Consider the following 17378-nt stretch of genomic DNA (forward strand, 5'->3'; position numbering starts at 1 on the left):
CAAAATTAATGTAATTCAATTGTATCAAATCATATCTAAATACATAAAAAATACAATCTACATCTCAGCTCTGAACTCAGCATCACCTGGAAGTGGATACTTGTCTGTAAGAGTTTTGATGATTGCACGAGCCTTTTCAACTCCTGCTTCCTGCTCCTTGATAACGATTGAGATTGCCTCTGCGACCTTATCGAAATCCTCTTCCTTGAGACCACGAGTTGTTGCAGCTGGTGTACCAAGACGGATACCAGAAGTAACAAATGGAGACTTAGGATCGTTAGGAATTGTATTTTTGTTTGCAGTAATGTGAGCATCATCAAGAAGCTTCTCAACAACCTTACCTGTAAGCTCAAATGGAGTAAGGTCAATGAGCATAAGGTGATTGTCTGTACCGCCAGAAACGATTTTGATGCCTCTATCCTGAAGTCCCTTGCAAAGTGCCTGAGCATTCTTTACAATCTGCTTTCCATATTCTTTAAATGAAGGGTCAAGTGCCTCCTTGAAGCAAACAGCCTTTCCAGCAATAACATGCATTAAAGGACCACCCTGAATACCTGGGAATACTGCTTTGTTGAAATTGTATTTCTCATTTGCTTCTGCAGTAGACATAATCATACCACCACGAGGACCACGAAGTGTCTTGTGTGTAGTTGTTGTTACGATATCTGCATAAGGAATTGGGCTCTCATGAACGCCTGCAGCAACAAGGCCTGCAATATGAGCCATATCTACAAAAAGGACAGCGCCAACTTTATCACAGATTTCTCTGAATCTCTTGAAATCAATCTTACGGCAATATGCTGATGCACCAGCGATAATCATTTTAGGTTTGCACTCAAGGGCAATACGCTCAACGTCATCATAATCGATAACACCTTCGTCATTAACACCATAAGGTACGATATTGAAATAAACTCCAGAGAAGTTTGCTGGTGAACCATGTGTAAGGTGTCCGCCGTGATCAAGATTCATTCCCATTACTGTGTCTCCTGGCTGAAGAACTGCGAACTGAACCGCCATGTTAGCCTGAGCACCTGAGTGAGGCTGAACGTTAACATACTCGCAACCAAATAATTCCTTGGCACGCTCTCTAGCAAGCTCTTCTACTACGTCTACCTCCTGGCAGCCACCGTAGTAACGCTTTCCTGGATAACCCTCAGCATACTTGTTTGTGAGAACTGAGCCCATGGCTGACATAACGGCTGGTGATACCCAGTTTTCTGAGGCAATAAGCTCGATGTGTTCTGACTGACGGTTGTACTCCTTTACAATAGCCTCTGCAACCTCTGAATCTGTGTTTTTGATGTCCTTTAATGTGTACATTACTTTCCCTTTCTATAACTTCTTTCTATAGTTCCTATATGTGAACCGATTGCTCGGTAATCACTAAAGATATTTACTCTCGAAGTCGTCCTTCGAAAGTGGCTTGTCAAAGAAAAAGCCCTGCGCAAGATTTACGGAAAACTTTCCGATCATGTCAATTTGTTTATCAAACTCAACTCCCTCTACGCAAACATCCACATCAAGTGAATCTGCTAACTCTGAAATAGTCTTTACAAAAAGCTCAGAAAAATGATCAGAGTTCATATCTGAAACAAATGCCCTGTCAATTTTGATTGTATCAAGTGGCATTGTTCTAATGTAATTAAGCGATGAGTAGCCAGTGCCAAAGTCATCAAGAGCAACTCTGCAGCCTCTGGAACGAATCCCCTCTAAAATAGCAACCATCCTATCCATATCATTAATGGCAAGAGACTCTGTGACCTCAAGTGTAAGATTGTTTGGATTGATTCCAGTTTCTTTTAGTACCTCATCCAATTTATCTATGAAATCTACCTGAGTAAGCTGTACAACAGAAAGGTTAACATTAACCTTGTACTCTGGATGACCAAAGTCATTCCAATGTTTGCAGCTTCTAGTGGCCTCTTCCAAAACATGTTGGCCTATAGTATTTATGAGTTTTAGCTTTTCTGCCTGAGGAATAAACTGGTCAGGCAAAACAAGACCATATTCCAAAGAGTTCCATCTAATTAAGGCCTCTGCACCACAGCATGTTGGAATGCTATTTACAAACTCCATAATTGGCTGATAGTAAACCTCAAACTCTTTGCAACCATCCTCTACTGCTCTGCGGAGAGCCTGCTCTAATTTAACCTTTTCTGCTACTATTGCATCAGAATTGGCATCGTAAAATTCGAATCTGTTCTTGCCTCGATTCTTTGCACCATGAAGGGCAATATTTAGGCGAGTGAGAATAGCTGAAGAATCCTCTAAGTCTCCAGGACCCTTTACGCAGCCCATACTAACTGTGCAATAGTATTCCTGGCCGTTTAATGTCCATGGATTGTCAAAGAGAGTCATTATTCTCTTTATTATCATATCAAGGTTCTTAAAGTTTGCGTGGTCAACAATTACCGCAAATTCATCGCCGCCTACTCGATAGCATTTTCCATTTATATAAGAAATGTCGTTGATGCTATGGGCAATGTACTCTAGCAAATCATCACCGATCTGATATCCAAGACCTTCATTTACGCTGGCAAAATCATCTAAATCCAGCATAAGAACTGCAAATTCCTTGTTAAGCTTTTTAGCCACATGGAACTCTAAAGAAATGTCCTTTTCACATGCCTGTCTATTGTAAAGACCAGTAAGAACATCCTCCTGGGCCTGCTTTTCTACCTTTTTCTGATAGAGTCTAAGTTCTGTTGTATCGTAGAAGGTAAGGAGTCTAACCTCTCTGCCATCTACCCATTCAATAGCAGCTATAGAAATATCAAACCATTTTCCTGAACCATTAGCTGAGTAGCCATTGATTTCAGATAAGGTATAACGCTTATCAAAAATGATTTCTTCTATAGCAAGTCTGTCAATTTCATTGTCAAACATTCGTGAGAATGTCTCGTTTTTATAAAGTAAATCCTTGGTATCTAAATCAGCTACCACAACTCCATAGCCTGCGTTCTGAAGAATTGCCTCAAGAGCAGAATAAGAACTTGCAAGTGAATTTGCAGTAATCTTTTTAAGTAAAACAGAGTGAAGGATTCGCTTGATGTCGTTGGCGAATCTAAGATCCTCTACACTCCATTTGCGCTCCTGTCCTCTTGAGATAAAGCAAAGATACATGGCTGCTGAATCATTTACATTGATAGGAAGGAAAATACCTGCCTTTATCTCATGCTTTATGAAGAATACTTCAAATAGCTCTGGAAGAACTGCATCTGAAGAAATGGTGTATGGCTTTCCATTCATAAATGGCAAGCTTATTACTGGAACCTGCTTAAACTTTGGACTAAGAGCTTCTCTTCCTTTTACCACCCATTCACAAATCATGTCTGCATCCACACCGTCAGGATTGATTTGTAAAAGAGCTGTGTTTGTACACTCTAAATAACGTCCAGCTGCCCCAAGGATATTATTAGCAATATCAGCAAAAGAATCCTCAGACTCCATATCTCTGAGAATTTCTGTCATAATCTCATTTTTCTTAAGTCGAGATTCAATTTCTATCTCGGCCTGTTTTTCATCTGAAAGCTTCAGCTTTAATGCCTGTGCTTTAATTTTTTCTGCGAAATAATGCTTTGTAAGATTTTCAATGAGAGAAATAGATTTATCAAAAGAATCCGCTGTAGTAAGTCGAATCTCCTCTGGAAGCTGAATTCCAATAGGAAGCTTCTCCTTGTCAACGCCGAAGCATAGCCAAACTCCAATGCATTCTCCCGCTCCGCCACGGATAGCTACACCTCTATATAACAAATATTCCTCTGTGCCGTAACGTTCAATAACATTTTCAACATTACCATCCACAAAGGAATCTATAATTTCCCTGCGTAGCTCTGCAGTGAAATTGTAGTCAACAAAGTTCTCCTCAGGCTTTGTGCCTGAGAAGGTTGTAAGTTGACCCTGAGATTTGCCAACACACATGAGATATAAGTTGTTGGCTTTACAAAATGAGTCCTGCAAAGACTGCATTGCCTCATTATTAACTTCTAATTCGATTGCTACTCTATTATTTGAGTCCATCCATACTTGTCCTCAAGCCTACCCCATTGAATACCTGTAAGAGTATCGTAAAGCTTCTGAGTAAGCTCTCCGGTTTTACCTCCATTTATTACAACAACATCGTCCTTGAAACGGAGTTCACCAACTGGTGAAATAACTGCTGCTGTTCCTGTACCGAAAACCTCTTCTAGCTTGCCATTGTGGCCTGCCTTCATAAGGTCATCAATTGCAAGACGCTCCTCACGAACTTTGTAGCCCCAATCACGAAGAAGATGAATCATTGAATCTCTGGTAACACCAGGAAGAACTGTTCCAACTGTAGGAGCTGTCCAGATTTCCCCGTCAATCTTGAACATGATATTCATAGTTCCTACTTCTTCTACGTATTTGCGCTCATTACCATCAAGCCATAAAACCTGTGAATATCCAAGCTTTTCTGCCTTAACCTGACCTGCGATAGAACCTGCATAATTACCACCGCATTTTGTGAATCCTGTACCGCCTGCAACTGCTCGTACCAATTCATTTTCTACTAAAATCTTTACTGGGTCAAGTCCTGTTGCGTAATATGCGCCAACTGGACAACAAAGAATCATAAATTTGTAAGATTTTGCCATATGTACACCGAGAGCAGCCTCTGTAGCGAACATAAATGGTCTAATATAAAGTGATGTATCCTTCTCAGATGGAACCCAAGCTTCTTCTGTTTTAACAAGCGCCTTTACAGCTGCAACGAAGTCCTCAACTGGGAATGCTGGCATGCAAAGTCTCTCATTAGAATTAATCATTCTCTTGGCATTCATCTCTGGTCTAAATAACTGGATTTTGCCATCTTCACGACGATAAGCTTTTAATCCTTCAAATGTCTCCTGGGCATAATGAAGTGTCATGCATGCTGGATCAAGTTCGATTGGTCCTTCTGGGACTATTCTAGCATCGTGCCATCCAATCTCTCTATCCCAATCACAAACAAACATGTAATCAGTCATGTACTTTCCAAAACCAAGGTTGTTCCAATCTGGCTTTTCCTTTAATTTTTCGCGTTTTTCAAATCTGATTTCCATAGTAGCCTCCGAACATAATCTGTTGTTTTTAAATAATTTCTATCATTATCCACCTTTTTTGTGAGCACGTCAACACTTTAGTGTGTTAAATTATCCTTGACGGTTACAAGAAAAAATGTATATTTGTTTAATATTTTGTGAACTATGCCAATTGCATGGACTATATCCTTCGATAAATGTTATAATTCAGACAAATACATCTAGCAAGGTCAATAAATATGAATATTTACACTCAATTATGCGGATTAGCAATTATTGCAATCCTCTTATTCTTTTACAGCCGTCAACCCACTATGGGTCTAGGTTCAGAGCGCTATTTTCGATTAACTTTATATGTAATATTGGGGTGTGTATTGTCGGATATTGCATCCTGCTATTTTATTGTCAACTCAACTAGATATAGCGAAATTCTAGTATTGTTAGTTTGCAAAATCTATCTTGTATTTTTGCAGCTAGTGGCTTTTTTAGCACTGGCCTACGCCATAGCCGATATTCTAGAAACTTTCGGCAGCAAGCATGAGAAAATGATAGGTCTATTCTTCCAGCTGGTATGTTTGATAGGACTGATTCTCACCATGTATGCTCCGATATACACCTACTACGATGGAATTAAGCTTTATTCCTATGGTCCTGCTACATTGATTACCTACGGCTTTGTTGGACTCTACATTGCATCCACCATTGGGTCAACAGTGATCCTAAAGAACCATATCAAAAGCAAGAAAATTTCTGCACTGCTTGTTTGGATGTCCATTTGGATTGCAGCTGCAGTATTCCAATATTTCTATCCAAAGTTTTTGATTGTTAGCTTTGCATCATGCCTTGGTGCGCTGATTATGTACTTTGAGCTTGAAAACCCTCAAAGCTCAATTTCTAGAAGAACTGGTCATTTCAGTTCTGCTGTAATCAGAGAATATTTTGATTATCTATACAAAACAAGAAAGAAATTCTCAGTAATGATGATTTCTTTTAGAACCGTAGCTGATTCTTCTAATGAAAACAAATTACTTAGACGAACCATTTCTATGCTCTCAGATTTCCTTTTCAGCATAGATACTGCTAAGGTCTTCGATACTGCAGAAGGTTATTTTTTACTGGTATTTGAAAAAGATGTATTCATGGAAAGCACTAAATTTAGGATTTCCACATATTTCCAATCTGTCGAAGACAATCCAGATATTTCAAATGCCATCACATTAATGAGTCCGTTCTTTACTATCGTTCCAGATAGTAGCATTGCAGGAAATGCCGATGAATTGCTTTACCTTTTATCAGGCTATATTCCAAACAATACCAATAAGCTACCTGGAAATGAAATAGTACTTAATACAGATATTATGAAAGAGCTTCGCAATAAGAAAATCGTGGAGAAAATGGTTGTTGAAGCTATGGAAGAAAACCGTATAGAAGTTCACTATCAACCTATTTTTGATATTGCTAACAATAGTTACTCCTACGCTGAGGCCTTGGTAAGAATCAGACTTGCCGATGACACTTTGGTTCTACCAAATGAATTCATTCCTATTATTGAGGAATCAGGCCGCATCATTCCACTTTCGGATACAATTTATAAAAAAGTTCTTTCCTTCATGAAATCCTACAAGATGGAACGAATCGGCGTTAAACATATCGAGTTAAATCTTTCTGTAAAACAAGGTGAGCATCCTTTATTTGCATCACGTTTTATTGACTTGATTAAGGAGCACAATATATCTCCTAACCAGTTGAATCTAGAAATTACAGAAACCAGTTTACTTAGCAATACCGATAATCTTCTAGCCAACATGAAAAAGCTAGAGAATTTTGGTCTAACATTCTCTCTTGATGATTTTGGTTATGGATCTTCTAATCTGAACTACATCATCGATTTGCCTGTCAAAATTGTAAAATTAGACAAACATCTAACCGATGAATATTTTATAAATGAAAAAGCTGAGGCTATTGTTAAAACTGTTATAGAAATGGCCCATTCAATGGGTATTAAAATAGTTGCAGAAGGAATAGAAACCACCGATGCACTAGATGCAATGAAGGCATTAGGCGTTGACTATATTCAAGGCTTCCTGTTTTCAAAGCCATTGCCAGAGCACGAGTTTCTACGTTTCATTCAGCAGCATAATTTGTAAAGGAGAATACACATGCATACTTTTCAACCTTATCCAATCGATATGTTAGAGTGGAACCCAATTAAAAAGCTTGCAGAGGACGGTATAGCAATTGTTGCCGAAGCAAACGGAAAGGTCAACGCAATGGCCTCACACAATGGCGGCGTTGGGCATATTTGGGGCAAAAATGTAGTATATGCTTTCCTACGCAATACTCGCTATACCAAGGAGCTTATAGATGAGTCAGAATATTTCTCAGCTTGCTTCTTTGATATGAACGACAAAAACAACGTACAGCTTATGAAGATTCTTGATAAAATCAGTGGACGTAGCGAAGATAAACTTGCTCAGTGCAAGGTTACAGTTACACACGATCTTAACTGTCCTTACATTGACGATGCCAACTTCATTATCTTCTGCCGCAAAATTGCAGCTGTACCTATGACAGAAAACACCATCCTGGACCCAAAGATTCTAGACGAGCACTATACAAACCGTCACCTAGATGACTTCCATACTATGTATATAGGAGAGATTCTCGATATTAGAGCAAGATAAAATTAAATTAAAAAACCACCTTGTTACACTATCAAGCCTTAGATATTCCCTTCGGTCACTGAAACGTGAGCCTTCGGGAACACTAAGAGCTTGATAGCTATAAGGTGGTTATTTTATTGCATATAAACATCTATTGCTCTAATATCGAGAACTATGCACTTTTAGTGGAAGAATGCCATCTCGTCATCCAACTCTTTTGCAATGACGTTGAGCCCGTTTGCTTTGTCGGAAAGGTCTTCCATGGTATTGGAGAGATCCTGCATCGAAGCACGTGTCTCTTCTGAGCTTGCTGCATTTTCTTCAGATATAGCAGATAGATTATTTATTGTATCTGAGATTATTGCACTGGCAGCCTCTGTCTTATCAACATTTTCGACAATTGCTCTTGTAAGAGAAATCGATTTATTAATCTCATCAATAAGAGTATCAACTTGTTCGATTGTTCTATGAATAGTGCTACGCTGTTTGCTGATTTTTTCCTGAACTGTGCCTGCCTCTTCCATTGTCTTATTAGAGTCAGATGCCAATCCCTTCATAGCCTCTTGAATATTTCTAGCAGCCTCAGCAGACTGGTCAGCCAGCTGACGTATCTCATCAGCTACTACTGCAAATCCCTTTCCAGCCTCTCCTGCTCGTGCTGCCTCTATGCTAGCGTTGAGGGAAAGCAAATTGGTCTGAGCTGCAATTGCATCAATAATAGCAACTGCCTCGCTAATAGTCGTTACTGCTGTATTTGTATTTCCAATGAGTTCTACAATACCATCAATTGCTGCAATACTCTCTCTTGTGGACATTCTAAGTTCATTAAGCTTCTCCTGGCTGGCTGAGGAATTCTCCTGCATAGAATCTGCAAGTCCCTGCATTTCCTCTGTATTTACAGTAATGAGATTAACTGATTCATTAATATCATTAACTGACTCTACTGCTGCCTGCAATGATTCCGCCTGAGTAGAAGCACCGGATGCAACCTGTGCAACAGATGATGTAACGCTCTCAGCAGTTTGTGTTATCGTCTGCACAGTGTTATATAAATAACCTGCAGAATTATCAACTTCATTGGAAGAGGTTCTGGCATTACCGATTACACTGCGAACTTTTGCAGCCATATCAAATAAAGCAGAGGACATTTCACCTAATTCATCCTGACGATTTCTAACTTTCTCGCTCAACTGAATAGCCAAATCACCAGTAGCCATTTGACGAACAGCTCTAACATTCTCATCCAATGCTCTAACCATACGGAGCACATATTGGATGGTTGCTATTGTAAGTACAATAATAAATATACCTGCAATAGTCATCATAATTCTGATTCGATAGCTGATATAGGTACTAATATTTTTCTTTTGAAGACCAACAAAAGCCATTCCAAAAACGCTACCATCCTCTTCATTGATGAGTGGTTCATAAGCAACATAGTACTTCTCACCATTGATAACTACATCCTTTGCCTGATAACTATTTTTATTATTTAATACTTCTTCTATTACTGCATCACCAGCTTTTGTTCCAACTACACCCTCAATACTCGAACGTTCTCTAGTATCTCCGACAAAAAATGTGTAGTCATAGCCAGTGGACTCTTTCATCTCAGATTCCAAATTAGCAGCCGACTCTGCATCGCTGGCGGTATACTTCAATACCATTGCATATGTTTGACAAGCAGCCTTTACGCCCTGCTCTACCTCATCCTCCATACCAACACGCAAATTCCAAATACCTACAATAGTTGATGCCGCACCCACTAAAATCATTGACAGCATAACCATGCCGGTCAGGAAAATTTTAAGGGACATCTTTCTGCTTTTTTCTTCCATGAGGTAACCTCCTTACGGTTAAGTAATATCTCCCTAAATTGATCGACCGTAATACTCAACTTTGCAAGTGTGACCAACAAAGCAATTATACCCAATATCTGAGTAAATTCTGTGAAAAAAGTCTAAAACTCTGCACTCAACAAAAGCCACCTAGTAGTTATACACTGTACCTATGCTTGATAACTACTAGATGGCTATTTTAAATCAACTTTACTTTTTAAATTGAATTTTTAGCGATTGAAGAACTCTACAAATTCTTCGTAACCGTCGTTTGTGAGCTGTTCCTTTTGGAACTTCTTGTTTTTGTTCATGCGAACAACTAATACTGTCTGACCGGCTGCACGAGCCTCCTTTGCCTGAGACATAACCTCGGCTAGCTTCTCTGCTGGATAGCCCTTTTCTACAAGGTATGCAACCTTTTTACTAGCTCCAGGAACCTTGAAGCCCTGCTCCATAAGAAGAAGGATGATACGCTCAAATCCAATTGAGAATCCACAAGCTGGTGTGTTTTGGCCTGTGAAATTGCCAATCATTTTGTCATAGCGTCCGCCACCGCCACAGCTTCCACCGAATTCAGGAATAGCAATCTCGAAAATTGTACCTGTGTAATAGCTCATACCACGTACAAGTGTTGGATCAAATACAAGCTCGAACTGAGCTTCCTTTGTGGCGTTAACTGCTGCTGCGATTTCACGCATCCAATCAGCGACCTCAGTATCAAGGAACTCGCCAAGCTTTTCAAGTAAAACATCCATTCCGGCTGCAACATCTTTTACATTTTCAAGTGCAGCAAAAAGACCTACATATTTATCGATAGACTCTTTTGAATATCCTGCCTCAAGAAGCTCTGCTGAAACTCCTTCAAGACCGATTTTGTCCATTTTATCAAGTGTAATGAAAATAGAATCATAGTCTGCTTCTTCAAAGCCAGCATATGCTGCCATAGCCTTAAGAATACGACGCTCGTTGATTCTAATTTCGAAATTTTTAAATCCGATACGTCCAAGTGTAGTAGTTGTTGCAAGGATAAGCTCGATTTCTGCTAAGTTGCTAGGCTCACCAAGGATATCGATATCGCACTGTGTAAACTGTCTGTAACGTCCACGCTGTGGTCTATCTGCTCTCCATACAGAACCAATCTGAAGAGCCTTAAAAGGTGATGAAAGCTCATTAGCATGATTTGAATAGAATCTGCAAAGTGGAACTGTGAGGTCATATCTCATACCAAAATCAACAACCTGCTCCTCTGTAGTAGCCTCAGGAATGTTGAGTTTTTCTCCACGCTTCATCACTTTGAAAATAAGCTTTTCGTTTTCTCCACCCTGCTTATTTGAAAGATTGCCAATAGACTCCATAGCTGGTGTCTCAATTGGTGTAAATCCAAATGAACGATAAGTATCTTTGATAATAGATGTAACGTAATCACGAACCTCCATCTCATAAGGGAGAATGTCCTTCATTCCGTTAACTGGTTTCTTGTTTAAAGCCATTTTAAATCCTCTCTAAGTCTCTCTCTTTTTCTATCTATCATTTCGTCAATGCGATCCATATAGAGCTGTACATCCTTGACATTTTCACATCTTGTAACGGTTTTGCCATGGTCTGCAACGAATTTGCAGGCTGTGCCGCAACCAAGTGCCATTATAGTTTGTTTCTCTTCCATTATCAAGATATTATAAAGGCCCTCGTTGCCAGGTGTAGCGTATCCAATATTCTCGAGATTAGCCGCCATATTCTTTTGACGATACAAATAATATGGAGCCATTCCCATTTCCTTGGCTGCTTCTAGGCAAATATCCATATGCTTCTGAGAATTCTCGATTAAGTAATCCTCGTACGATTCTCTGTCATAATTGAGTCTCGCAGAATGCTTAAGCGCAAGAGAATGAACTGTAAGGTTATCAGGAGCTAATTTCTTTACCTCTGATAATGTATACTGAACATCCTCTATAGTTTCGCCAGGAAGCCCCAAAATTAAATCCATATTTATATTTTCAAAACCTAGTTCTCGCGCCCAACCATACACTTTGTGAATATCCTCAACCTTATGAAAACGGCCAATCAAATCAAGTGTTTTTTGATTCATGGTCTGTGGATTGATGGATATACGAGTAACTGGATGCTTCTTCATTACCTGAAGCTTTTCAAGGGTAATGGAATCAGGACGTCCCGCCTCCACAGTGTACTCAAGCAACGACTGAGTATCGAAATATTTATCAATCAAAGTAAGAAGTCTATCTAAATGCTCTGCATCAAGAGAAGTAGGTGTGCCACCGCCAATATAAATAGTAGTAAGGCTCTTGCCTTTGCAGCTTTCGGCGGTAAAGGCCATTTCCTTTTCCAATGCATCAATATAGTCATCAAGCTTTTTAGTCCAAAGCCCTATTGGATAGGAAGTAAATGAACAATAAAGACATGTGCTTGGACAGAAAGGTATGCCAATGTACACCGAGTAGCCATTGTCATAATCAATCTTTGATAACAGCTCGTGTTCCTTGTGGGAAACCTGAAGACTCAAATCGATTTTAGCCTGAGATGTCAGATAGGTATCTTTCATGTATTCGGCAACCTGCTCATCGCTGGCGCCCTCTTCTATCATTCCGAGGGAAATTTTAGTAGGGCGAATGCCTGTAAGTGTTCCCCATGGAAGGTCCTTGCCTGTACGCTCATGGAGACTCTTGTAAATAGCAAGCTTTAGACGATTCTTGGTGTCAGGACGATTAGAGTAATCAATTTCGATTTCCTCGCCATCAAGAGTCAATTTTTGCTGGGAATATTCTACATCCATGCTAAACAAAAGCTCCTCATCCAAAGGAGCCTCGTCTGTGCCAATTCTAACCTCTTGCTTAGGGTAGAAGGCTTTAACCAATGAGTATATGTCATACTCAAAATTATTTTCATTAAGTTTTATATATATCATAGCTTTTATAAGTAGGGATTATACATCCTCTCGTCACCAACTGTAGTGGCACTCTCGTGTCCTGGGTAACAAATTGTATCCTCTGGTAAAATCATAATTTTGGTTTTGATGCTGTTAATTAAATCAGACATCGAACCACCTGGGAAATCTGTGCGTCCAACGGACCCACAGAATAGTGTATCGCCTGTGAACAAAATGTCCTCTTTTTCAAAGTAGAAGCAGCATCCACCTGCAGTGTGACCTGGTGTAGCTAAACATTTGAAGTGAAGTCCACCCAAATCCAATTCCTGCTCATCATCAAGATATTCATCTGCGTGATATGAAGCTGGTTTAAAAATCATATCACCAGATAAATTCAATCCAGGATTCTCAATAGTCTCTCGCTCGCCCTTATATGCAAAGATTTTGACCTTGTATTCTTTGGCGATTTCATCGGCAGCTCCGATATGATCAAAATGGCCATGTGTGATAAGGATTGCCACTGGCTTTGTGCCTGACTGGGCAACAGCCTTTTTGATTCGGTCCGGTGATGAGCCTGGATCAATAATGATTGATTCATTTGTATTTTCATTAATTGCCAGATAACAGTTCATAGCGCAAACTGGCAACAGTACATGCATTACTTTCATTTTAGCCTCTAGGTCTTTCTACATCGATAATTGACTCAACCTGCTTGATTTTCTCAACAAGTGATCTAAGCTGCTCGCGACTCTGTGTACCAAATTTGATGGTGATGGTAGCAACGCCCTGCTTGCTAGTTTTGGAATGAATAGAGTCGATATCGATTTCTCTTTCAGTAAATATTCTAGTGATGTCAACCAAAAGTCCTGTTCGGTTGTTTCCATAAATATTAATCTCAGTTAGGTATACGCCACCACGTTTTCCTTCTTCAGTAGCATCCTGAGCCCATTCTGCCTCGATAAGTCGCTCTTTCTCGAAATCAGGCAGATTTATCATATTAATACAGTCTGTTCTGTGAATAGAAACACCACGTCCTCTTGTAACAAATCCAACGATTTCGTCACCAGGTACTGGGTTACAGCATTTTGAAAAACGTACAGAAACGTCGTATAAACCACTAACTGTAATACCATTCTTTGACTTTGGTTTGATTTTTTCGCCGTTCCCTGAGTGCTCTGCAAGAACCTCTGCGTCAGTAACCTTGACTGGGTGATCCTTTTGGTAGGCTGCATACATACGATTGATTATAGCACCTTCTTTGATGGCACCCTGTCCAACGGCTGCAAGAGTATCTTCCCAGCTGTGGAAACCATATTTATTCTTGATAAGCTCTTGATAACGAGGCTTATTAATCTCACCTATATCAATGCCCTTTTGCTTGGCAGAATTAATAATTAATTCCTTGCCCTTTGCAATATTCTCATCCTTAGACTGAGATCTGAACCATTGATTGATTTTGTTTTTGGCCTGAGATGATTTGACAATGCTGAGCCAATCACGGCTAGGGCCATTTGTATTCTGAGATGTAACAATCTCAATTCTGTCACCATTTTGGATGACATAATCAATAGGCACGAGTTTGCCGTTTACTTTGGCACCAATCATACGATTTCCTACTGCTGAATGAATAGCGTAGGCAAAATCGATAGGTGTGGAACCATTAGGCAAGTTTTTAACATCACCGGATGGAGTAAAGCAAAATACTGTATCCGAGAATAAATTTAAATCTGATTTTAATAAAGATGAAAACTCCTTGTTATCAGAGATTTCCTGCTGCCACTCTAGTATCTCGCGGAGCCAAGAAAGCTTTTCTTCCTCGCCTACTACTGTAGAGCCCTCTCCACTCTCCTTGTATTTCCAGTGGGCAGCGATACCGTATTCACTGGTGCGGTGCATCTCATAGGTACGAATCTGAATCTCAAATGGCGCACCATTAGGACCGATAACTGTGGTATGCAAAGACTGATACATATTAGGCTTTGGCATAGCAATATAGTCCTTGAAGCGTCCAGGGATAGGTGTGTACATCTCATGGATAACGCCAAGGGCTGCATAACAATCCTTTATGGAATCAACGATAATACGAACTGCAAACAAATCGTATATCTGATCAATGGTCTTGTTTTGATTGACCATCTTTTTATAAATGCTAAAGAAATGCTTTGCACGACCATAAACGTCAGCTTTGATTTCTGCTGCCTTGATGTGCTTTGCAACGTCAGTTACCAATGAATTGATGTATTCGGTACGCTGACTCTTTCTAAGTGCTATTTTTTCAACCAGGTCGTAATAGGCATCTGGCTCTAAATACTTAAGTGATAAGTCATCAAGCTCTATTTTGACCTTGCTGATACCAAGACGCTGAGCAAGTGGAGCATAAATCTCCATTGTCTCCTTTGCCTTTTCCTTTTGCTTCTCAGGTCGCATGTACTTTAAAGTACGCATATTGTGAAGTCTATCCGCAAGCTTAATAAGAATGACACGAATATCCTTTGCCATTGCAAGGAACATTTTTCGCAAATTCTCAGCCTGAATCTCGACTTTATCAGCATCATAGTTCAACTGTCCCAATTTGGTAACGCCATCAACAAGCTCTGCTACTTCTTCTGAGAACTCCTGGGCAATTTCTTCCTTAGTGCAGATGGTGTCCTCCACAACATCATGAAGAAGGCCTGCTACTATTGTCTCTTTGTCTAGCTCCAAATCTGCAAGAATAATAGCCACACAAAGTGGATGGATAATATAAGGCTCTCCAGATTTACGACACTGGCCCTCATGGGCATTTCTGGCAACCATATATCCCTTTTCAATCATGGAAATATCAGCATTTGGATGATATTTGCGAACTCTGTCAATAAGCTCCCTGTATAATTCGTCTGGGTCAACAAAATCTGCTGTAGCGATAACACCATGGTTTTCAATGCCAATTTTGTTCTCAAGCTGCTCTAATTCATTTTCTGTATGAATAGCCATGATTTCACCGCCTTTCCCATAAAATTTTTATTAAACATTATATAATTTAACAGGGGAAAATGCAATAATACTAATGAACTTAAATTCCATGATTTATAGGCAATTTTTCAAATACATGCTTTTCTAGACTATGTTTCGTCTGTACAAAACCACATTTTTTTGATATCATTACTCTGTTTGATTATTAGTTGGACTTCATTGGCTTGCCTTGTTTTCCAACTTGTTTTTTTGTATAGAGAAAGGAAGTTAAATGATTCAAGCAAATAACGTCACTCTTCGATTTGGCAAAAAGGCTCTTTTCGAAGAAGTTAATATCAAATTTACTGAGGGTAACTGCTACGGTATCATTGGTGCTAACGGTGCTGGTAAATCTACATTCTTAAAGATTTTATCTGGTCAGTTAGAGCCTACTAGCGGTGAAATTACAATGAGCCCTGGCAACAGACTTTCATTCTTAGAGCAGGATCACTTTAAATATGATGAGTTCACAGCTCTTGATACTGTTATCATGGGTAACCAGCGTCTTTACGATATCATGAAGGAAAAGGACGCTATTTATATGAAGGAAGATTTTTCTGATGAGGACGGTATCCGTGCTGCTGAGTTAGAGTCAGAGTTTGCAGAGATGGATGGTTGGAATGCAGAATCTGATGCTGCTACTCTTCTTAACGGACTCGGCGTAGACACAGAGTACCACTACACACAGATGTCTGAGCTTCCTGGTGCTTTAAAGGTCAAAATCCTTCTTGCTAGAGCACTTTTCGGTTCACCAGATGTTCTTCTTCTCGATGAGCCTACAAACCACTTAGATTTAGACGCTATCGGTTGGTTAGAGGAGTTCCTTATCAACTTTGAAAATACAGTTATCGTTGTATCCCATGACCGTTATTTCTTAAATAAGGTTTGTACACATACAGCAGATATTGATTATGGCAAGATTCAGCTTTACGCTGGTAACTATGATTTCTGGTATCAGTCATCACAGCTCATTATTCAGCAGCGTAAGGAAGCTAATAAGAAAAAGGAAGAGCAAATCAAGGAATTACAGGAGTTCATTCAGAGATTCTCTGCTAACGCTTCTAAGTCAAAGCAGGCTACATCTCGTAAGCGTGCTCTTGAAAAGATTCAGCTTGATGACATTCGTCCATCTAGCCGTAAATACCCATACATCGATTTCAGACCAGCTCGTGAAATCGGAAACGAAGTTCTTTCAGTTGAAAACCTTACAAAGACAATTGATGGCGAGTTAATTCTTGACCACCTTTCATTCAATGTAGGACGTGAGGATAAAATTGCTTTAGTTGGTTCAAACGAAAAGGCAAAGACAGTATTATTCCAGATTCTTGCTGGAGAAATGGAGCCAGACGAAGGAAGCTACAAGTGGGGCGTTACAACTTCACAGTCATACTTCCCTAAGGACAATACAGAAATCTTTAACACAGATCTTCTTATTGTTGACTGGCTTACACAGTTCTCTGAGATTAAGGATGCTACTTATGTACGTGGTTTCCTTGGCCGTATGCTTTTCGCTGGTGATGACGGCGCTAAGAAAATGAAGGTATTATCCGGTGGTGAAAAAGTTCGTGTTCTTCTTTCACGTATGATGATTGAAAACTCTAACGTTCTCATGCTTGATGAGCCTACTGACCACTTAGATATGGAATCAATCACAGCACTTAATACTGGTCTCCAGAAGTTCTCAGGTGTTATCATCTTCTCTTCTCGTGACCACGAAATCGTACAGACAACAGCAAATCGTATCATCGAAATTCTTCCTAACGGACAGATGATCGATAAGATGACAACATACGATGAGTACCTTGAATCAGACGAAATGGCTCGTAAGCGTACAGTACTTGAGCTTTCATCTGATGAACTTGAGGATGACTAAAATAAAGCACAATCAAAACCACCGGCTTAGCCGGTGGTTTGTTCTAGCCCTATAAGGGCTTGTTACCGGCACTGGAGTCTAAAGACT

General features: G+C 39.7%; 11 protein-coding genes. 3 read left to right on the forward strand and 8 right to left on the reverse strand.

The window, feature by feature from the left end; genetic code table 11:
* Positions 1 to 57: 57 nt before the first annotated feature.
* The 3 genes from glyA to E7276_RS11950 form a co-directional block, all read right to left on the reverse strand.
* Entirely contained in the window at positions 58 to 1323 is a 1266-nt protein-coding gene (gene glyA, locus E7276_RS11940; protein WP_294217910.1) for a serine hydroxymethyltransferase, read from the reverse strand.
* Between the two features lie 63 nt (positions 1324 to 1386).
* Positions 1387 to 4023 (reverse strand): putative bifunctional diguanylate cyclase/phosphodiesterase, encoded by a 2637-nt coding sequence (locus E7276_RS11945; RefSeq protein WP_294217913.1) that lies wholly within the window; start codon positions 4021 to 4023, stop codon positions 1387 to 1389.
* Positions 4002 to 5066 carry a branched-chain amino acid aminotransferase gene (locus E7276_RS11950; RefSeq protein ID WP_294217916.1) on the reverse strand — a complete coding sequence of 355 codons (1065 nt, stop codon included), beginning with the start codon at positions 5064 to 5066 and terminating at the stop codon, positions 4002 to 4004. Before E7276_RS11950 ends, E7276_RS11945 begins: the two co-directional genes overlap by 22 nt.
* A 353-nt stretch (positions 5067 to 5419) precedes the next feature.
* Here E7276_RS11950 and E7276_RS11955 point away from each other — a divergent pair, with 353 nt between their 5' ends.
* Positions 5420 to 7192: an EAL domain-containing protein gene (locus E7276_RS11955; protein ID WP_294217919.1), complete on the forward strand. Its 1773-nt coding sequence runs from the start codon at positions 5420 to 5422 to the stop codon at positions 7190 to 7192.
* Positions 7193 to 7204: 12 nt separating this feature from the next.
* A complete protein-coding gene (locus E7276_RS11960; RefSeq protein ID WP_294217922.1) occupies positions 7205 to 7729 on the forward strand; it encodes a flavin reductase in 525 nt (174 codons plus the stop codon).
* A 161-nt stretch (positions 7730 to 7890) separates the two neighbouring features.
* Here E7276_RS11960 and E7276_RS11965 read toward each other — a convergent pair whose 3' ends face one another.
* From E7276_RS11965 to E7276_RS11985, 5 genes are all read right to left on the reverse strand, one after another.
* Entirely contained in the window at positions 7891 to 9546 is a 1656-nt protein-coding gene (locus E7276_RS11965) for a methyl-accepting chemotaxis protein (protein ID WP_294217925.1), read from the reverse strand.
* 230 nt (positions 9547 to 9776) lie between these two features.
* Positions 9777 to 11036, reverse strand: coding sequence for a histidine--tRNA ligase (gene hisS, locus E7276_RS11970; protein WP_294217928.1), 1260 nt, complete (start codon positions 11034 to 11036; stop codon positions 9777 to 9779).
* A complete protein-coding gene (gene hemZ / locus E7276_RS11975; RefSeq protein WP_294217930.1) occupies positions 11027 to 12466 on the reverse strand; it encodes a coproporphyrinogen dehydrogenase HemZ in 1440 nt (479 codons plus the stop codon). Before hemZ ends, hisS begins: the two co-directional genes overlap by 10 nt.
* Positions 12467 to 12471: 5 nt before the next feature.
* Positions 12472 to 13095 carry an MBL fold metallo-hydrolase gene (locus tag E7276_RS11980; RefSeq protein ID WP_294217932.1) on the reverse strand — a complete coding sequence of 208 codons (624 nt, stop codon included), beginning with the start codon at positions 13093 to 13095 and terminating at the stop codon, positions 12472 to 12474.
* A 1-nt stretch (position 13096) separates the two neighbouring features.
* Positions 13097 to 15400 carry a RelA/SpoT family protein gene (locus tag E7276_RS11985; protein ID WP_294217933.1) on the reverse strand — a complete coding sequence of 768 codons (2304 nt, stop codon included), beginning with the start codon at positions 15398 to 15400 and terminating at the stop codon, positions 13097 to 13099.
* A gap of 250 nt (positions 15401 to 15650) precedes the next feature.
* Between E7276_RS11985 and E7276_RS11990 the strand changes: the two genes are divergently transcribed.
* Entirely contained in the window at positions 15651 to 17291 is a 1641-nt protein-coding gene (locus tag E7276_RS11990; protein WP_294217936.1) for an ABC-F family ATP-binding cassette domain-containing protein, read from the forward strand.
* The last annotated feature ends 87 nt before the right edge of the window (positions 17292 to 17378 follow it).

The organism is Pseudobutyrivibrio sp. (assembly GCF_015057185.1).
Classification (GTDB): Bacteria; Bacillota; Clostridia; order Lachnospirales; family Lachnospiraceae; genus Pseudobutyrivibrio.